Source organism: uncultured Faecalicoccus sp. (assembly GCF_944327125.1).
Lineage (GTDB): Bacteria > Bacillota_I > Bacilli_A > Erysipelotrichales > Erysipelotrichaceae > Faecalicoccus.
In genome coordinates this window covers 1-17,761 of sequence record NZ_CALVGO010000027.1, presented here as the reverse complement: position 1 = coordinate 17,761, position 17,761 = coordinate 1, and the positions used below count along the sequence as shown (strand labels likewise).

Annotated in this window: 17 protein-coding genes and 1 riboswitch; of the genes, 13 read left to right on the top strand and 4 right to left on the bottom strand. The window is 45.1% G+C overall.

Annotated features, from left to right (window positions below; genetic code table 11):
- Positions 1-110: 110 nt before the first annotated feature.
- Genes Q0K03_RS04735 through pyrF form a run of 7 tightly spaced genes read left to right on the top strand, consistent with a single transcriptional unit; the run spans position 111 to position 8,894 of the window.
- Positions 111-1,013: an aspartate carbamoyltransferase catalytic subunit gene (locus Q0K03_RS04735; RefSeq protein ID WP_297238264.1), complete on the top strand. Its 903-nt coding sequence runs from the start codon at positions 111-113 to the stop codon at positions 1,011-1,013.
- Complete coding sequence (locus Q0K03_RS04730) at positions 1,010-2,281, top strand: dihydroorotase (protein WP_297238262.1); 1,272 nt, start codon at positions 1,010-1,012, stop codon at positions 2,279-2,281. Before Q0K03_RS04735 ends, Q0K03_RS04730 begins: the two co-directional genes overlap by 4 nt.
- Before the next feature lie 4 nt (positions 2,282-2,285).
- Positions 2,286-3,365, top strand: coding sequence for a glutamine-hydrolyzing carbamoyl-phosphate synthase small subunit (carA, locus tag Q0K03_RS04725; protein ID WP_297238260.1), 1,080 nt, complete (start codon positions 2,286-2,288; stop codon positions 3,363-3,365).
- A complete protein-coding gene (gene carB, locus Q0K03_RS04720; protein WP_297238258.1) occupies positions 3,358-6,564 on the top strand; it encodes a carbamoyl-phosphate synthase large subunit in 3,207 nt (1,068 codons plus the stop codon). The genes carA and carB overlap by 8 nt, the downstream gene beginning before the upstream one ends.
- 2 nt (positions 6,565-6,566) lie before the next feature.
- On the top strand, positions 6,567-7,292 hold the full coding sequence (locus Q0K03_RS04715; RefSeq protein ID WP_297238256.1) for a dihydroorotate dehydrogenase electron transfer subunit: 726 nt from the start codon (positions 6,567-6,569) through the stop codon (positions 7,290-7,292).
- Complete coding sequence (locus Q0K03_RS04710) at positions 7,292-8,206, top strand: dihydroorotate dehydrogenase (RefSeq protein ID WP_297238266.1); 915 nt, start codon at positions 7,292-7,294, stop codon at positions 8,204-8,206. The genes Q0K03_RS04715 and Q0K03_RS04710 overlap by 1 nt, the downstream gene beginning before the upstream one ends.
- Positions 8,199-8,894, top strand: a complete 696-nt coding sequence (gene pyrF / locus Q0K03_RS04705) for an orotidine-5'-phosphate decarboxylase (RefSeq protein ID WP_297238254.1) — start codon at positions 8,199-8,201, stop codon at positions 8,892-8,894. Before Q0K03_RS04710 ends, pyrF begins: the two co-directional genes overlap by 8 nt.
- A gap of 20 nt (positions 8,895-8,914) precedes the next feature.
- On the opposite strand, the gene Q0K03_RS04700 is transcribed toward pyrF, so the two are convergent.
- Positions 8,915-9,907: an alpha/beta hydrolase gene (locus tag Q0K03_RS04700; RefSeq protein WP_297238253.1), complete on the bottom strand. Its 993-nt coding sequence runs from the start codon at positions 9,905-9,907 to the stop codon at positions 8,915-8,917.
- Between the two features lie 97 nt (positions 9,908-10,004).
- Here Q0K03_RS04700 and Q0K03_RS04695 point away from each other — a divergent pair, with 97 nt between their 5' ends.
- The 4 genes from Q0K03_RS04695 to Q0K03_RS04680 are packed head-to-tail and all read left to right on the top strand — an operon-like array spanning position 10,005 to position 13,121.
- Complete coding sequence (locus Q0K03_RS04695; RefSeq protein WP_297238250.1) at positions 10,005-10,445, top strand: MerR family transcriptional regulator; 441 nt, start codon at positions 10,005-10,007, stop codon at positions 10,443-10,445.
- 51 nt (positions 10,446-10,496) lie between these two features.
- Positions 10,497-11,162, top strand: coding sequence for an orotate phosphoribosyltransferase (gene pyrE / locus Q0K03_RS04690; RefSeq protein ID WP_297238248.1), 666 nt, complete (start codon positions 10,497-10,499; stop codon positions 11,160-11,162).
- A 43-nt stretch (positions 11,163-11,205) separates the two neighbouring features.
- Positions 11,206-11,976: a Cof-type HAD-IIB family hydrolase gene (locus Q0K03_RS04685; RefSeq protein ID WP_297238246.1), complete on the top strand. Its 771-nt coding sequence runs from the start codon at positions 11,206-11,208 to the stop codon at positions 11,974-11,976.
- 47 nt (positions 11,977-12,023) lie between these two features.
- The gene (locus Q0K03_RS04680) at positions 12,024-13,121 is read left to right on the top strand and encodes a glycerol dehydrogenase (protein WP_297238244.1); all 1,098 of its coding nucleotides are present in this window, start codon (positions 12,024-12,026) and stop codon (positions 13,119-13,121) included.
- 40 nt (positions 13,122-13,161) lie between these two features.
- Here Q0K03_RS04680 and Q0K03_RS04675 read toward each other — a convergent pair whose 3' ends face one another.
- From Q0K03_RS04675 to Q0K03_RS04665, 3 genes are all read right to left on the bottom strand, one after another.
- Positions 13,162-13,728, bottom strand: coding sequence for an ECF transporter S component (locus Q0K03_RS04675; RefSeq protein WP_297238241.1), 567 nt, complete (start codon positions 13,726-13,728; stop codon positions 13,162-13,164).
- Between the two features lie 35 nt (positions 13,729-13,763).
- A riboswitch (TPP riboswitch) is annotated at positions 13,764-13,860 on the bottom strand.
- A 55-nt stretch (positions 13,861-13,915) separates the two neighbouring features.
- On the bottom strand, positions 13,916-15,217 hold the full coding sequence (locus Q0K03_RS04670; RefSeq protein ID WP_297238239.1) for a DHHW family protein: 1,302 nt from the start codon (positions 15,215-15,217) through the stop codon (positions 13,916-13,918).
- 9 nt (positions 15,218-15,226) lie between these two features.
- Positions 15,227-16,567 (bottom strand): MBOAT family O-acyltransferase, encoded by a 1,341-nt coding sequence (locus Q0K03_RS04665; protein ID WP_297238237.1) that lies wholly within the window; start codon positions 16,565-16,567, stop codon positions 15,227-15,229.
- A 187-nt stretch (positions 16,568-16,754) separates the two neighbouring features.
- On the opposite strand from Q0K03_RS04665, the gene def reads away from it, so the two are divergent.
- Together def and Q0K03_RS04655 are read left to right on the top strand one after the other, a co-directional pair.
- Positions 16,755-17,306 (top strand): peptide deformylase, encoded by a 552-nt coding sequence (gene def, locus Q0K03_RS04660; RefSeq protein WP_297238235.1) that lies wholly within the window; start codon positions 16,755-16,757, stop codon positions 17,304-17,306.
- A 72-nt stretch (positions 17,307-17,378) separates the two neighbouring features.
- A partial coding sequence (locus tag Q0K03_RS04655) for an MBL fold metallo-hydrolase (protein ID WP_297238233.1) occupies positions 17,379-17,761 on the top strand: 383 nt, incomplete at its 3' end.

Below are 17,761 nucleotides of genomic sequence, written 5' to 3'. Positions count from 1 at the left end.
AAACTTCTGTTTGGAAAACCCAATGAAGTGTGGTAGAATACTTCTAGTAAAAAAAGGGGGATTTAAACTAGTTTTGAATCCTTTTTTTAAGGAAGACAAGGAGGTAGTCTATGAACAGAAATTCCTTATGTTCCATGAATGATTTATCGATCGACGAAATCTTGAGTATCTTAGATGACGCGAGACTTTTTAATAGTTCTTATTCGGATTGGCAATTACCTTTAAAAAAGTGTTTGGTTGCTAATCTTTTTTTTGAGCCAAGCACGCGCACACACTATTCCTTTGAAAGTGCAGAGCTGCAGTTAGGCTGCAAGATTGCCGATTTCAATGCAGAAACAAGCAGTGTGACAAAAGGCGAAACTTTCTTTGATACGATCAAGACTTTTGAAATGGTAGGCTATGATGCCTTAGTGATTCGTCATCCGCAAACGGAATATTTTAAAGAATTGGAAGAAATTAAGGTCCCGATTCTGAATGCCGGAGATGGGGCCGGAAATCATCCGACGCAATGCCTGCTGGATCTGTTGACGATGCAAAATGAATTCCATACCTTGAGCGGATTGAAGATCTGTATCTGCGGAGACATTCTTCATTCCCGTGTGGCCGCTTCCAACAAATGGACGCTGGAGAAACTGGGCAACGAAGTTCGTTTCTGCGGGCCGGAAGAATGGGAGCGTCCCGGCTATCCAACCATGCCGCTGGATGAAGCCGTGGAATGGGCCGATGTTGTGATGATGCTTAGGATCCAGCGAGAAAGAGGCGCTTCTTTGGCCCACCTTACCAAGGAACAATATCTGGAACGCTATGGTTTGACCAAAGAGCGTTACAGCCGTATGAAAAAACATGCCATTGTGATGCATCCGGCACCGTTCAACCGCGATATCGAGATCGACTCGGATCTGGTACAGGCCGAAAAAAGCCGTATTTTTGAACAGATGGCCAATGGGGTTCTTGTCCGCAAGGCCGTTTTGAAACGCGCTTTCGGGTTCGCCCCGTTTAAGGAGACCGTATGAAAAGACTAATCAAAAACGGAACGCTTTTACTTTCCGAAGGGCTGGTAAAAAAAGATCTTCTCTTTGATGAAGATCAGATCTTAAAGATCGAAGAAGAGATCCAGGAAGACTGTGAAGTGATCGATGCATCGGGTCTGACCGTGATCCCGGGTCTGGTCGATGTGCATGTTCATTTAAGAGAGCCAGGCTATACCCAAAAAGAAACCATTCATACAGGGACCCAGGCTGCCGCGCATGGAGGATTTACGACGATTTTCTGCATGCCCAATGTCATCCCGTATCCAGACGATATTGAAACATTGAAAGATTATACAAAGAAGCTGCATCAGGATGCCGTGGTCAATGTCTATCCTTATGCCTGCATCACCAAAGAAGAAGCCAGTAAAGAAGTGGTCGATATGAAAGAAATCAAGGAACACTTCGGGATTCGCTGGTTCAGTGATGACGGGGTTGGCGTTTCGACTTCCCAAGTGATGGAAGAAGCCATGAAAACTGCCAAAGAGAATGACTGCATGATCGTGGCCCATACCGAAGATATGGCTTACCGCAAACCGGGCGCCTGTGTACACGAAAGTCCGGTCAATACGGAGAAAGGATGGTTAGGCATTCCCAGCGCCTGTGAAAGTGCACAGCTGATTCGGGATCTAAAACTGACGGAATCGATCGGCAATGCGTATCATGCCTGTCATATCAGTGCCAAAGAAAGTGTGGAAGCTCTTTCGAAAGCCAAAGCGCAGGGGGCCAATGTCAGTGCGGAAGTAACGGCCCATCACCTTTTACTGGAAGATAAAGACGTACAGGGACCTAACTGGAAGATGAACCCGCCGTTACGATCGCATGAGGACCGCATGGCTCTGATCGAAGGCTTGGAAAGCGGAGCCCTGGATCTGATTGCCAACGACCATGCGCCGCATACCGAAAAAGAGAAAGCAACTTCAATGGATAAAGCGCCTTTTGGGATCGTTTCACTGGAAACAAGCTTCCCGCTTCTTTATACCGAATTTGTTCATCGTCAAAAACGCTGGACGCTGGCACAGTTAGTCAACTGGATGTCCACGGTACCGGCCAGACGATTTGGCTTGGAAAAAATCGGAGCACTAAAAGAGGGCTACCATGCCGATCTTGTGCTGGTGGATCTGGAACATGAGAGTGTGATCGATAAAGATGCATTCTTATCAAAAGGAAAAAATACACCGTTTGACGGATGGAAAGTGTACGGATCGATCCGAGAAACGATCGTCCATGGCAAAACGGTGTGGAAAGGATAAAAATATGGAAAGATTATTGATTTTAGAAGATGGCAGTGTCTTTAAAGGAACCGCCTTTGGAAGTGATAACTTCCGAATCGGGGAACTGGTTTTCAACACATCCATGACCGGTTACCAGGAGATCCTGACAGACAATTCGTACTGCGGACAGATCGTCTTGATGACCTATCCGCTGATTGGAAATTATGGTGTGAACCGTGATGACAACGAAAGTATTATTCCGGCTGTGTTTGGCTTCGTGGTCAAAGATTATTGCGATCAGCCAAACAACTGGCGAAGCCAGGAGACACTGGATGCTTACTTGAAACGTGTGGATATTCCTGGCCTGTATGGAGTGGATACACGTGCCATCACTCGTAAACTGCGCGACAAAGGAACCATGCGGGCTACATTGGCCAATGCCGATGCCGATGTAGAAGCCATTGTACAGACTTTGAAAGAAACCGATTTTCTTCACGATCAGGTAAAACGGGTCAGCTCTTCCAAAATCTTCCCGATTCCCAATCGCGGCAAGAAAGTCGTATTGATGGATTTTGGGGCCAAGATGGGAATCGTCCGCGAACTTTCTAAACGCGGATGCGATCTGATCGTTGTTCCATATAACACACCGGCCGATGTGATCATGGGGTTCCATCCCGATGGGGTCGTGCTTTCCAACGGGCCGGGAAATCCGGAAGATGTACCGGAAGTGATAGAAACGGTTCGTCAGCTGATCCCGCAGACCGTGGTATTTGGAATCTGCTTGGGGCACCAGCTGATCTCTCTGGCTTGCGGAGCCAAAACTTATAAGCTGAAATTTGGTCACCGCGGGGCCAATCATCCGGTTGTCGATCTTAGAACCGGGACGGTTTTGATCACCAGTCAGAACCATGGATTTGCGGTCGATATCGACTCATTGAAAAACACGCGTCTGGAAATGACGCATCAGGCTTTGAACGATAAGAGCTGTGAAGGTGTCGCTCATAAAGATTATCCATGCTTCAGCATGCAGTTCCATCCGGAAGCCAGTGCCGGTCCGTTAGATTCAGAGAATCTGTTCGACCACTTCATGGATGTATTGGAAAAGGAGAATCACTATGCCTAAACGTCAAGATATACATAAGATATTAGTCATTGGTTCGGGACCGATCGTTATCGGACAGGCCGCGGAATTTGACTATGCCGGAAGCCAGGCTTGTCAGTCTCTTCGTGAAGAGGGATATGAGGTGATCTTGATCAACTCCAACCCGGCCACGATCATGACCGATACGACGATTGCCGACCGTGTTTATATTGAACCCATCACATTGGATTTTGCCAAACGTGTAATTTATAAAGAAAGACCGGATGCCGTATTAGGATCTCTGGGAGGACAGACCGGTTTGAACTTAGTTGTGGAACTGCACAATGACGGAATTCTGGATGAATGCGGCGTGGAGATCCTGGGAACGGATCTGCATGCGATCAACCGTGCCGAAGACCGTGAATTGTTCCGTGCTCTGATGCAGGATATTCATGAACCCGTTCCGGAAAGTGCCATCGTGCACAGTGTGGATCTGGCCGTAGACTTCTGTAATACCCACGGATATCCGGTCGTTGTTCGTCCTGCCTATACTTTAGGAGGAACCGGCGGCGGTTTTGCGGACAATGAAGAAGAACTTCGTGAGATCTGCGAAGCCGGTTTGAAGATCTCTCCGGTCGGACAGTGTCTGATCGAACAAAGTATTGCCGGTTATAAAGAAATCGAATACGAAGTCATGCGCGATGCCCACGACAATGCCATCGTGGTATGTAATATGGAAAATGTCGATCCAGTCGGGATCCATACCGGAGACAGTATCGTAGTTGCTCCGGTACAGACATTGACAGACCGTGAAAATCAGATGTTAAGAAGTGCCTCTTTGAAGATCATTCGTGCCTTGAAGATTTGCGGAGGATGTAACGTGCAGCTGGCTTTGGATCCGCAAAGCTTTAAATATTATGTGATCGAGGTCAACCCTCGTGTATCCCGATCTTCGGCTTTGGCTTCCAAGGCAACAGGGTATCCGATTGCCAAGATCTCGGCCAAACTGGCTGTGGGTCTGACATTGGATGAAATCTTAAATCCAATCACCAAGACAAGCTATGCCTGTTTTGAACCGGCCATCGATTATGTCGTGACCAAGTTCCCACGATTCCCATTTGATAAATTCCCGAGTGCGGACCGTCATTTGGGAACCCAGATGAAGGCGACAGGCGAAGTGATGTCCATTGGCCGTAACTTTGAAGAATCTTTCTTGAAAGCGGTACGCTCTCTGGAAATGAAGGTCGATCACGTGGAAAAGAAAGAGTTCACGGGGATGGATCAAATGCAGCTGATGGAAAAAATCAAAAAGAACGATGATGAACGGATCTTTGCGATTGCCCAGTGGCTGCGCAATGGATATGACATGTCCGTGATCGTAGAAGAAACAAAGATGGATGCCTTCTTCATTTCTCATATCAAACGAATCGTTGAACTGGAAAAAGAAATGAAAGAGCATCCAAAAGATATCGAAGTTCTGAAAAAATTGAAGACCTTTGGTTTTGCGGACAGCTACATTGCCCGCAACTGGGATATGAAAGAAAAAGAAGTATACGATCTGCGCAAAGCCAACGGAATCATTCCGGTGTTCAAGATGGTAGATACTTGTGCCGGTGAGTTCACCAGCGCAACGCCATATTTTTACTCCAGCTATGAACAGGAAAACGAATCGATTCGTTCGGACAAACAGAAGATTGTTGTATTAGGGTCCGGTCCGATCCGTATCGGGCAAGGGGTGGAATTTGACTATGCGACCGTTCATTGCGTTGAAACCTTGCGCAAGGCGGGGTATGAAGCCATCATCATCAACAACAACCCGGAAACTGTATCGACCGATTTCTCAATCAGCGACAAGCTGTATTTTGAACCATTGACAACTGAAGATGTGATGCATGTCATTGAACTGGAAAAACCATTAGGTGTCATTGTACAGTTCGGTGGACAGACGGCCATCAACCTGGCAGAATCTCTGGTTGAACATGGTGTGAAGATCTTGGGAACGTCTTTAGAAGATATTGACCGTGCCGAAGACCGTCATGAATTTGAAGCCATGTTGAAGAAACTGGACATTCCGCAGCCGCAGGGAGAGACAGCGGTTACCGTTGAAGAAGCCCTGGTCATCGCCCAGAAGATCGGTTATCCGGTTTTGGTGCGTCCAAGTTATGTATTGGGCGGACGTGCCATGGAAATCGTGCATAATGACGATGAATTGAAGATCTACATGGCAACTGCGGTTAAGGAAATCAGCCACGATGCCCCAATTCTGGTCGATAAGTACATCGTCGGAAAAGAATTGGAGATCGATGCGATCGCCGATGGCGAAAATGTATTTATTCCAGGTGTGATGGAACATATCGAACGAGCCGGTGTGCATTCCGGAGACTCGATCAGTGTGTATCCAACCCAAAGCATTTCTCAGGAAGTAAAAGATAAGATCATTGATTATGGAATCCGCATTGGCGAAGGCTTCCATTTCATCGGTCTGTACAATATTCAGTTTATTGTGGATAAAGAAGACAACGTTTATGTTCTGGAAGTGAATCCACGTTCCAGCCGTACGGTTCCATTCTTATCCAAGATCACCGGAATCCACATGTCCAATATCGCAACCAAGGCGATCTTAGGACATTCCATTACGGAACAGGGATATACCCCAGGCTATCATTCAGATGATCATCAGCGTGTCTTTGTCAAGGCGCCGGTCTTCTCTTTTGCCAAGTTACGCCATGTCGATACCGTGCTTGGCCCGGAAATGAAATCAACCGGCGAAGCCCTGGGATCGGATGTCAATCTGGAAAAGGCCTTATATAAAGCTCTGGTAGCCAGCGGAGTCAACGTACCGATGCATGGTAATGTTTTGTTGACGATCGCGGATGAAGACAAGAGTGAAGCTTTGCAGCTGGCAAAACGGTTTGCGGATATTGGCTATGGCATCTATGCCACCAAGGGAACCGCAAAATTCCTGGAAGAAAACGGCCTCTTTGTACACTACGCCGATAAGATCGAAGAAGGCGGAGACAATACGGTCGTTGAGATCATTCGTCATGGCCGGGTAAACTTTGTCATCAACACCATGAGCAACAAGACGAATTCCACAAGCCGTGACGGCTTTGTGATTCGCCGTGTTGCCGCCGAAAATAACATTTCCTGTATGACCTCGTTAGATACGGCAGAAGCTTTGATTCGCGTTCTTGAATCTTTGTCTTTCTCAATGATCAGTATGAACGAGATGGGGAAATAGTCATGTTCAGTGAAGATGCACGCATTCTTTCGAATGTGGAAATTGCCCCGGATATTTGGAAAATGGAAATCGAGACCCGCTTGGCCAAAGAAGCCAGGCCGGGTCAGTTTATTGAGATCCAGGTGCCCCCTTTCTTTTTAAGGCGGCCGATCTCCATCAACGAAATCAAAGAAAACTCCCTGGTGATCATCTATAAAGTATTAGGGGAAGGAACTTTAAAGATGACGACCATGAAAGATACATTGAACGTATTTGGCCCTTGCGGTAACGGCTTTCCGATCGAAAATCAGGATGTGTACCTGGTAGGAGGCGGTGTGGGGGTGCCTCCGCTTTATGAAACGGCCAAACGTTATTTAAAAAAGGGACAGAAAGTCCAGGTCGTATTAGGGTTTAATTCAAAAGATCAAATCTTTTTTGAACAGGAATTCAAAGACCTGGGCTGCCCGGTTTCCATTGCGACCATGGATGGAAGTGCTGGGATAAAAGGAACCGTTGTGGATGCGATCCATGAACAGGGAATCCAGGATCCGTTTATCTTAGCCTGCGGACCGTACCCTATGTTGAAGGCCCTGCAAAGAGAATACACAAAAGGGTATCTTTCTCTGGAAGCGCGCATGGCTTGCGGAATCGGGGCCTGCATGGGTTGTGTTGTCAAAGATAAAGAGGGTCATTCTTTGCGGGTTTGTAAAGATGGACCGGTCTTTCCTATACAGGAGGTGGCATTATGATCGATTTAAGTGTGAAGCTTCCTGGTTTGAATTTAAAGAATCCCGTGATTCCGGCCAGCGGCTGTTTTGGATTCGGGAAAGAATATGCCGAGCTGTATGACTTGTCCGTTCTGGGAGGAATTGCCATCAAGAGTGCTACGCCTAAAGAACGCTTTGGAAATCCCACTCCAAGAATTGCCGAGACCCCCAGCGGTATGCTCAATGCGATCGGGCTGCAGAATAAAGGTGTCGATTCGATCATTGAAAAAGAACTTCCGTTTTTAGCGCAATATGATACAGAGATCATTGCCAATGTGGCTGGCGCCACCGAAGAAGATTATGTTGAAGTGATCCGTAAGCTTAACGATCAGCCGGTCATCAAAGCGTATGAATTGAATATCTCCTGCCCGAATGTCAAGCACGGTGGGATCGGTCTGGGGACAAAACCGGAATTGGCGGCCCATGTAACCAAGCTTGCCAAAGAAGCGGCCGCTAAACCGGTCTATGTAAAACTGTCTCCCAATGTGACCGATATCGTAGAGATTGCCAAAGCCGTAGAAGAAGCCGGAGCCGATGGTCTTGTCTTGATCAATACCTTGATGGGCATGCGTATCGATCTAAAAACGGGAAAACCTCTGTTGGCCAACAAGACAGGCGGATTATCCGGGCCGGCCATTAAACCGGTGGCCATTCGCATGGTCTATCAGGTAGCGCAGGCCGTCAAGATCCCAATCATCGGAGTAGGGGGCATTACCTGTGCGGAAGATGTGCTGGAATTCTTGAATGCCGGAGCCAGTGCCGTTGAAGTCGGGGCTCAGAATTTTGTCGATCCTTATGTCTGTCCAAAGATCATTCAGGAACTTCCAATCGTTCTTGAAAAATATGGATATACTTCGATTAAAGATGCAATAGGAAGGAGCTTTAAAGATGAGTAAGACAATCGTTGCGCTGGATTTTTCCAGTAAAGAGCAGGTCATTGATTTTTTGAATCAGTTTGAAGAACCGATCTATGTCAAGATCGGTATGGAATTAACGTATGCCTGTGGTTTGGATATCGTAAAAACTGTCAAAGAAATGGGACATCATATCTTCTTGGATCTGAAGCTGCATGATATTCCCAATACGGTAAAAGGCGGGATGAAAAATCTTGCGAAATTAGGCGTGGATATCGTCAATGTACACTGTGCCGGCGGGATTGCCATGATGAAGGCGGCTATTGACGGGCTTAACGAAGGCGCCATCGACGGTAAACGTCCGCTTTGTATCGCGGTTACGCAGCTGACATCGACTTCCAAGGAAGCCATGAATGAAGAATTAGGCATTCCCGGAGAAGTGATCGACTGTGTAAAACACTATGCCAAGAATGCCAAAGAAGCAGGCTTGGATGGGGTCGTTTGTTCTGTTCATGAAGCCAAAGCCATCCATGAAGTTTGCGGGAAGGATTTCTTGACTGTTACTCCAGGCATTCGCTTGGCGGATGATTCTAAAGATGATCAAAAACGTGTGGCCACTCCGGATTATGCCAAAGAACAAGGCTGTGACTACATCGTCGTAGGACGCTCGATCACCAAGAGCCAGGATCCTGCCGCCACCTATCGTAAAATTGAATCGATGATGAAATAAGCTCGGAAAGATCCGAGCTTTTATTGTAGATATGTTTTGTAGAAAGTTTCGATCTTGTCAAAAGGGATGATGTCCATCTGATCATAGAGATCTGTATGGACCGCACCGGGAATAATCATCAATTCTTTGTTGTCGGTGTATTTACTGTCTTTGATCATTTTCGCATAGGCATCTTTACTGAAGTAGCAGGAATGGGCCTTTTCGCCATGGATCATCAAGACGGCACTGCGGATCTCATTGATATGTGTCAGGATCGGCATATCGATAAATGTCTGACATCCGGTGATGTTCCAGCCTTTTCCTTCGCCTTGCGAACGAGGATGGTAGCCGCGCTGGCGGTTTCGATAATAGGCCACATAGTCTTTTAGGAACTGGGGAGCCTCTTCTGGCGCCTCATCGGGCAAAGCGCCGGCAGAGGCAAACGTTCCATTTTTAATATCTAAAGTTCTTTGTTCGCATAGGGCTTTGCGTTTCGCGTAGCGGGTTTCTTCGCTGTCTTCTTCATCAAAATAGCCTTTCGCATTCACGCGGGTCATATCATACATGGTGGAAGTCACGGTGGCCTTGATGCGCGTATCCATGATGGCAGCATTTAATCCCATGCCTCCAAAACCACAGATTCCTAAGATTCCGATCTTTTCTGGATCGACGTTTTCCTGGACGGATAAGAAATCCACGGCTGCCATAAAGTCTTCGGTATTGATGTCCGGAGAGGCGACATTTCGTGGAAATCCGCCGCTTTCTCCGGTATAGGATGGATCAAAGGCCAAGGTCAGAAACCCTCTTCTGGCAAGCTCCTGGGCATAGAGACCGGAAGCTTGTTCTTTTACGGCACCAAAAGGTCCGCTGACCGGAATGGCTGCCAGCTTGCCTTCCTGATTTTTAGGTTTGTAGAGATCGGCCGCCAGCGGTATTCCGTAACGGTTTTGAAATGTGACTTTTTGATGAGAGACTTCCTCGCTTTGCGGGAAGGTCTTATCCCATTCTTGCGTTAAATGGTTTGATTCTATCATTTGTTTTTCCTCCTTCTTGACAAAGTTCTTGAGTAGAACTATCCTAAACGTACAACCTAAACCTAACTTTAGGTCAAGAGAAAGATGAGGAAATTTTATGTATTCGATTGGACAAGTATCTAAAATGTTTGATTTACCGATTCCTACCTTGCGGTATTATGATAAAGAAGGGTTGTTTCGTGATCTGGAACGAGAGCCATCGGGGATTCGCAAATTCAATGATCAGTCCATTGAAGCCTTACGGGTGATCGAATGTCTAAAAAAATCGGGCATGCAGATCAAAGAGATCCGTGAATTTATGGACTGGTGTGCCCAGGGCGATTCCACCTTGGAAAAGCGAAAAGAGATGTTTTATCAACAGCGCAAAGAAATCAAACGGCAGATGGAAGAACTTCAAAAAACCCTGGATATGGTGGAATATAAATGCTGGTACTATGATACGGCCTGTGAAGAAGGAAGCGAAAAGGATTTGAAGAAAGATTTTGAGAAACGAATGCCGGAAGCGATCCGTCAATGTTTTGAAAATGCGCATCGTTAAGTTTTTTTCCGATTCAATTAATGATAAAATGATGAAAAAGGAGAAATACAAATGGAACAATATAAACAGGAATTTGTCGATTTTATGTTAGAGAGTAAGGTGCTGAAGTTTGGCGACTTTACCTTAAAGTCAGGAAGAAAAAGTCCTTTCTTTATGAATGCCGGAGGCTATGTGACGGGCTATCAGCTTAAGAAACTGGGAGAATATTACGCGCATGCGATCGTAAACACCTATGGAAAAGACTTTGATGTGCTTTTTGGGCCAGCCTATAAAGGAATCCCACTGGCGGTTGTGACTGCCATTGCCCTGCATGATCATTATGGAATGGAAGTTCGATATTGTTCGGACCGGAAAGAGGAAAAAGATCACGGGGCCGACAAGGGAAGTTTCTTAGGTTCCAAACTGCAGGATGGAGATCGTGTTATCATGATCGAGGATGTAACGACATCGGGAAAATCTATGGAAGAAACCGTGCCGAAGGTACGAGGAGCGGCTCATGTGGAAATCGTAGGGTTGATGGTTTCTTTAAATCGCAATGAGAAAGGAAAAGGAAACAAAACGGCACTGACGGAAGTCAGCGAGTTGTATGGATTCCCTACAGCGGCCATCGTTTCTATGCCGGAGGTCATTGAGTATCTGGAATCAAAAAACGCATTGGAGCCTGCATTAAAAGAAAGAATCGATGCGTATTATGCGCAATACGGGGCAACAGAATAATCTGGAGAATTCCAGATTTTTTTTCTTGGAGGATAAATAGAAAATGATCAAGATCATCTTTTTCGATATCGATGGAACGCTTCTTCCATTAAAACAAACGCAGTTAAGTACTTCTTTGATCGATGCGTTAAACAAGTTAAAGGAAAAGGGAATCAAACTTTTTTTGGCGTCCGGCCGTCCCAAGTTTTCTCTTCCCGACTTTCAAGCGGTCGATTTTGATGGGGCGTTGACCTTTAACGGCCAGCATTGTTTTGACAAGACACAGGTGCTTTATGATCATCCGATGGATCCAGAAGAAGTAAAGCGAATCTATCAAAACGCCAGAGAAATGAATGCGGCACTTACAGCCAGTCAGCTGAATCAATTGTATTGCGACAGGTACGATCAAAAAATGGAGGAGTATTTTCAAATCGCCAATCAGAAATTACGGTTTATTGATGATTTTTCTTCTTTTCTGGAAAAACCGATCTACCAGATGATGGCGGCGATTCCAGAGAGTCTGGATCAGGAGTTGTTACAGGATACCAATAAGATCCAGATCGTACGGTGGTGGCCTTATGCTTGTGACTTGATTCCAGCTTCAGGTGGAAAAGGTAAGGCAGTGAAGACCATATTAGAAAAGTATGGCATTCAAAAAGAAGAAGCGATGGCCTTTGGGGATGGCGGAAACGATATTGAAATGCTCAAGGCGGTCGGTTTGAGCATAGCCATGGGCAACGCAGTAGACCGTGTCAAAGAAAATTGTATATATACGACCCGGCCGGTGGAAGAGGAAGGTGTAGTTTACGCCTTGAAACATTTTGAACTTCTTTAATAAGGAGAGGGGTCTCGGTTATAATAAATGTAGGAGGTTCATATCATATGACAAAAATCTTATTTAGTCCTGGTAAATATATCCAGGGCCCTGGTGAAATCAAAAATTTAGGAAAGTATGCGGATACTTTGGGAAAGAAAGCTTTGATCTTGATCAGTGCCGGCGGATATAAACGAAGCGGACAGGATGTTCTGGAAGGCTTTAAGGAAGTCGGCTGCACTCCAGAATTTGAAACCTTTCATGGGGAATGCTCATATAATGAAATCAAACGCATTTCTCAGATCGTGAAAGAAAAAGGCTTCGATCTTGTGATTGGAATTGGCGGAGGAAAGATCTTTGATACCGCTAAGGCCGTCGCCTATTATGAAAAGACACCGGTGATCATCTGTCCTACGATTGCCAGCACGGATGCACCATGCAGTGCCTTGTCGGTGATTTATACGGATGAAGGCGTTTTTGAAGAGTACCTGTTTCTTCCAGGCAATCCGAACATTGTCTTGTTGGATACGGAGATCATTTCGAAATCGCCGGTTCGCTTAACGGTTGCCGGTATCGGGGATGCCCTGGCCACTTATTATGAAGCCAGAGCCTGTGTGAAAAGTGAAGCGACAACCTGTGCCAATGGAAAGGCTACCAGTGCTGCCTTTGCCCTGGCAAAGCTTTGTCTGGATACTTTACTGGAAGAAGGCGTTAAAGCTAAAGTCGCTTTGGAAGCCGGTGCTTTAACACCTGCCGTTGAAAAAATCGTAGAAGCCAACACATTGTTGTCGGGAATCGGCTTTGAGTCCTGCGGATTGGCCGGAGCCCATGCGATTCATAACGGATTGACGGTCCTGGAAGAATGCCATTCTATGTATCACGGGGAAAAGGTGGCATTTGGAACGATCGTGCAGCTGGTATTGGAAAATGTTCCGCTCGATGAACTGGAAGAGATTATTGAATTCTGCATCCAGGTGGGACTTCCGGTAACGCTGGAACAGTTAGGTATCCAGGAAATCACAGAAGAAAAGATCTATAAGGTGGCACAGGCAGCGGCCAGTGAAAACGATACCTTGCACAATATGCCATTTGATGTGACGGTGGAATCAACCTATAATGCGATTCTGGCGGCTAATGCTTATGGACATCAGTTTTTAGGAAACTAAAAAAAATGGAATTGCCGATTTTCGACAATTCCTATTTTTTTTACTTTAAGCCCACAAAATCGTTTCGAATGGTGGAAAGCTTTTTTACCAATAAAGTCACCAGGACCAAAGCTACGACCAGTGTTGCCAGGTTATACCAGAGGTTATAGCCTAAAGAATAAGTCCATGCGGGCCAGCTGCCTCTTGCCGCTCCTTCAGGGGGCCAGTAGTAAACACCGGCCAGAACATGGGATAAAAATTTAAAGATCATCATCACGATGACGCCGCTGTACAGGTTGGAAACTTTGCCGATTTTGGGAAGACAGGCGGCCAGTCCGCAAATCACGGCAGGGATCACATAGTCCAAAGCATACTGGAATGGATCCACGAACCAGTTGTTCAATCCCATTAAAAAACCGATAAGCCACCATAAGATGCCGGTGACAGCGCCTTTTTTCCAACCAAGGTGGTAGGATGCGACAAAAACAGGAATGACCGCTAAATTGATCGATCCGCCCTGCGGCATCTGTAAAAAGGGAATCATGGCACTGACATAGTCCAAAACCAATGCCAAAGCGGCATAGAATGCCATCAACACCAAATCTCTGACTGATAATTTCTTTTCCATAAAAAAACACCTCCATTTGAGGCGTAAGGAATTCTAAAAAATGAACTCAGACTCCCTACGCTAGAATTACCTAGATCAGGTCATAAGGGACTGGTAAACCATCTCAGCCTTTCGGCGCCCCTGTCTTGACGTTCTTATTATAGAGTAAAAAGACGAAATTTAAAAGAAAAAGATGGCTTAAGGCCATCTAAATTAAATCCGCTACCATGGAAGCAACATCTTCGCTTCCGATGATGGAAATATTGTTTTCAAAGATTACGTCATCAATTTTGTTTTCTTTGACATAGTCTGTGATGTCGATATTTGTATAACGGAAATCCGCAATATAGACTTTATCATAATGATCGACCAGATATGGCACAAAACTGTTTCCATACGATTCTTTAATGACCAGTACAGAAGATCCATCGTCCTTATCCGGATTGTCGATGATACTTAATGGTTTGTCACCGCCGATGAAACAATAATATCCGGAATTTTCATTCCATGTACTGACATCATTAATGACTTTCCAAGGTACCTCATTTCCGTTTTCATCCCAGTAAACCATATCGTTTGTACTGTTAGGAATATAAGCCATTACATAGTCAGGATTGGCTGCCATTTCCGGAAGCTGAAGTTCGGCATAGAACGTTCCCAGGAACGGAGAAAATTTCATGGATTCAAAATCCTTCAGTTTATGCGCTTTGATTCCTTTTTGTTCGCAGAAGTTTTTATAAGCATGGTAGGCCGCCATTGAGGTCCAGTGATGATCTGTACGGAAATAGAGATATTCGTCTTCACGGTGCTTCTGCAGATCTTCTATGACCGGAATGCCAGTTACGTTTTCGTACAGGCTGAAGTAGTAATCGATAGCCTGTTTCTGATCGGAACCTCCCAGAGATTCATATGTTTTTTCCGAAAGAAGACAGGAATTATTCGGTACCAGTAAAGAATATACGTCGGCGATTCCATCCAATTCTTTTCCGGCTTCGTTCAAGGCGTTGGCATATATGGCTGCGGCGTTCTGGTTGAAAGAATAAACGCTGTAAGCCGCCCCGTCTTCGATATAAAGTCCATTCATGATCTGGTTTTGGATGGCCTGGTCAAAGGCGTAGTTTTCAGGAAGTTCTACTTTTTCTACTTTTTTGACATCGGTATCTTTTTTTGGAATATCGTCTCCCTGTTTGACTTGACCAACCATCTGCTTGCCGGTGTGGATCCCATAAAGAGATTCCACATTGTGCTGCATGGCGATCAACCCATCTCTTCCGGGATAGGTATCGGAATACCACAAAGAAATATCCGAAAAATAGTCCCCGTTTAAAAAGGATGTCAAAGTGAAGGACGGGAATTTTGTCAGCTCACGCATCTCGGCTTCACTGGTCGCAGGGCGTATGAAGAACAGGCATCCAATCAGACAGCCAACGACAAGAAACACAATGAAACTGGATATAGAGATCAAGCGGCTGATCAATAAAGTTTTTTTGTTTGATTTTGTATATCTCATAAGTATCTCCTAGAACTGAAAGTATAAGAATGGATTATAACTGTCGCCAATCAATGCCAGAACCGAAAAGAACAGGCATAGAATCGGGACAATGGCATCGCTTACCGTATAAAGCCAGAAAACAACCTGATTCTGGGAAGAATATTTTTTCATCAGGGCATGAACGTTTTTGGAAATGCGTGTACATGCCAGACAGGAGATGAGAATGAGGAATAGGTTTGACAACAGCTGTGTTGAAGCTTCCATTCCAAAGAATCCGTTGACACCAATTCCAAAGAGTCCTAAAAGGACGGCTCCCAGTTGAGACAGGTCTTCAAATTTAAAGATCACCCAGCCAAAGAAGATCACCAGCAAGGTATAGAGATGTTTGAATTTGCTTGGGATCTTGTCTTTGATCACAAATTTCTCTAACAATAAGAAAGCTAAATAATAGAGTCCCCAGAAAATGTAGTTCCAGCTGGCTCCATGCCACATTCCTGTTAAAAACCATACAATACACATGTTGCGAACATATTTCCAGGTACCGTGACGGTTTCCTCCCAGCGGAATGTAAACGTAGTCTCTAAAAAATGTACTTAGGGAGATATGCCAGCGGCGCCAGAAATCCTGAACACTTATGGCCTGGTATGGATAATTGAAGTTTTCCAGGTAATGGAAACCGACCATTCTTCCCATACCAATGGCCATATCGGAGTAGGCGGAAAAATCCAGGTAGATCTGCAGCATGAAACAAAGCATACCTATCCAAAGCCCAAAAGCGGATTGGGAATGGATCCCGTCCAGATTCAGCGGAATCAAAGTATCCGCAATCGAGGCACAGGCATTGGCCAGGATCGCCTTTTTGGCCAGCCCGATACAGAATCGTCGAACGCCGTAGAACACATCATCCAGAACGACTTTTCTGTTTTCGATCTCATTGCGGACGGTTTCATAACGAACGATCGGCCCGGCAATACATTGATGGAACAGGCTGGAATACAGTAACAGTTTCCAGTATTTTTGTTGAGCAGGCACTTCTTTTCGATATACATCGACCAAATAGGAAAGAAGCTGGAATGTATAGAAAGAAATACCGATGGGTAAAACAATCGTTGGCCATGATTCGGGAACCCCGAATAAGGCATGAAGGTTTTCCATAAAGAAGTTGGTATATTTGAATATGCCAAGAATAAGCAGCAGCAGCGAACATCCCAGTGTCAGATATAATTTTTCATGCTCGGTCTTTTCAACCATTAAAGCAAAGAACCAGCTGATTGCCGTCTGCAGCAGCAGCAGCAAGGTAAACTGAGGACCGCCCCAAGTATAAAAAATGATGGAAAATACAAGCAGAACTATATTTTTCCACCGCATGGTCGGCGCAAAAAAGTAACAGACGAGATGCACCGATAAAAATCCAAATAAAAAGAATAAACTAGAAAATACCATAATCTTAATCCCTCGCGAAAATACTATATCATATTTTATTGGTAATAGGTGTTTAAACTTGGAATCCTTTAAAATGTTTGCGAATCTAATGAAAATGGATTAGAATAGTTCCATGAAAATTAATAGCGAAACTATAGTATTGGACAGTGATCCTATTTTACGTTCCAAAAGCGAAAAAGTGACACTGCCATTGAATCAGGAAGATAAAGATCTGTTGATGGATATGCTGACATACGTGCGGGAATCTCAGGATGATCAGATTGCACAGGAAAAAAATCTGCAGCCGGCAGTTGGGATTGCAGCCATTCAGTTGGGAATCCCCAAGAAACTGATTGCCGTCGTTGTACCGGATGAAGACCAGGTACATGAAGTGGCCTTGGCCAATCCGCAGATCGTTTCCGAATCGGTCCAGGCTAGCTATCTGGCCAATGGTGAAGGCTGTCTGTCGGTCAAGGGAGAACACCCTGGCCATGTGTTTCGACATGCCCGTATCAAAGTACGCGGATACGATCTGATCCAGGATAAAAATGTTACGATCAGTGCCGAAGGTTATTTTGCGATTGCCCTTCAACATGAGATCGACCATCTGTCGGGAATCTTGTTCTATGATCGCATCGATCCCAAAGATCCATGGAAAGAAGACGAAGAAGCAGAAGTTATCTAATCTCTGCTTTTTTAATGCCTGGGGTTTTGTTATAATTGGAAATAGGATATATACGTGTAGAAAGAGGAAATTATGCCAAAACAAGCACATAACAGTTTTGGTCATGCTCAATCGAAGAAGACATATCATACAAGAAACAGTGTAGAAAAAGACGATACTTTGATCTATGCCCTGGGCGGTTTAGGCGAAGTAGGAAAAAACATGTATTGTTACGAACATGATAATGAGATCTGCATCGTGGACTGTGGGGTATTGTTTCCGGATGATGATTTGTTAGGTGTAGACTACGTCATACCGGATTATCATCATTTGATCCGCATGAACAAAAAGCGAAAATTTTTAGTAATTACACATGGTCACGAAGATCACATTGGAGGAATTCCATTTTTATTGAAACAAGTCAATATTGATGCCATATATGCACCGCGCTTTGCCAAGGCACTGATCCAGAAAAA

Coding starts and splice junctions, on each gene's coding strand:
- Q0K03_RS04735 (WP_297238264.1), top strand. CDS start 111: ATGAACAGAAATTCCTTATGTTCCATGAATGATTTATCGATCGACGAA.
- Q0K03_RS04730 (WP_297238262.1), top strand. CDS start 1,010: ATGAAAAGACTAATCAAAAACGGAACGCTTTTACTTTCCGAAGGGCTG.
- carA (WP_297238260.1), top strand. CDS start 2,286: ATGGAAAGATTATTGATTTTAGAAGATGGCAGTGTCTTTAAAGGAACC.
- carB (WP_297238258.1), top strand. CDS start 3,358: ATGCCTAAACGTCAAGATATACATAAGATATTAGTCATTGGTTCGGGA.
- Q0K03_RS04715 (WP_297238256.1), top strand. CDS start 6,567: ATGTTCAGTGAAGATGCACGCATTCTTTCGAATGTGGAAATTGCCCCG.
- pyrF (WP_297238254.1), top strand. CDS start 8,199: ATGAGTAAGACAATCGTTGCGCTGGATTTTTCCAGTAAAGAGCAGGTC.
- Q0K03_RS04700 (WP_297238253.1), bottom strand. CDS start 9,907: ATGATAGAATCAAACCATTTAACGCAAGAATGGGATAAGACCTTCCCG.
- Q0K03_RS04695 (WP_297238250.1), top strand. CDS start 10,005: ATGTATTCGATTGGACAAGTATCTAAAATGTTTGATTTACCGATTCCT.
- pyrE (WP_297238248.1), top strand. CDS start 10,497: ATGGAACAATATAAACAGGAATTTGTCGATTTTATGTTAGAGAGTAAG.
- Q0K03_RS04685 (WP_297238246.1), top strand. CDS start 11,206: ATGATCAAGATCATCTTTTTCGATATCGATGGAACGCTTCTTCCATTA.
- Q0K03_RS04680 (WP_297238244.1), top strand. CDS start 12,024: ATGACAAAAATCTTATTTAGTCCTGGTAAATATATCCAGGGCCCTGGT.
- Q0K03_RS04675 (WP_297238241.1), bottom strand. CDS start 13,728: ATGGAAAAGAAATTATCAGTCAGAGATTTGGTGTTGATGGCATTCTAT.
- Q0K03_RS04670 (WP_297238239.1), bottom strand. CDS start 15,217: ATGAGATATACAAAATCAAACAAAAAAACTTTATTGATCAGCCGCTTG.
- Q0K03_RS04665 (WP_297238237.1), bottom strand. CDS start 16,567: ATGCGGTGGAAAAATATAGTTCTGCTTGTATTTTCCATCATTTTTTAT.
- def (WP_297238235.1), top strand. CDS start 16,755: ATGAAAATTAATAGCGAAACTATAGTATTGGACAGTGATCCTATTTTA.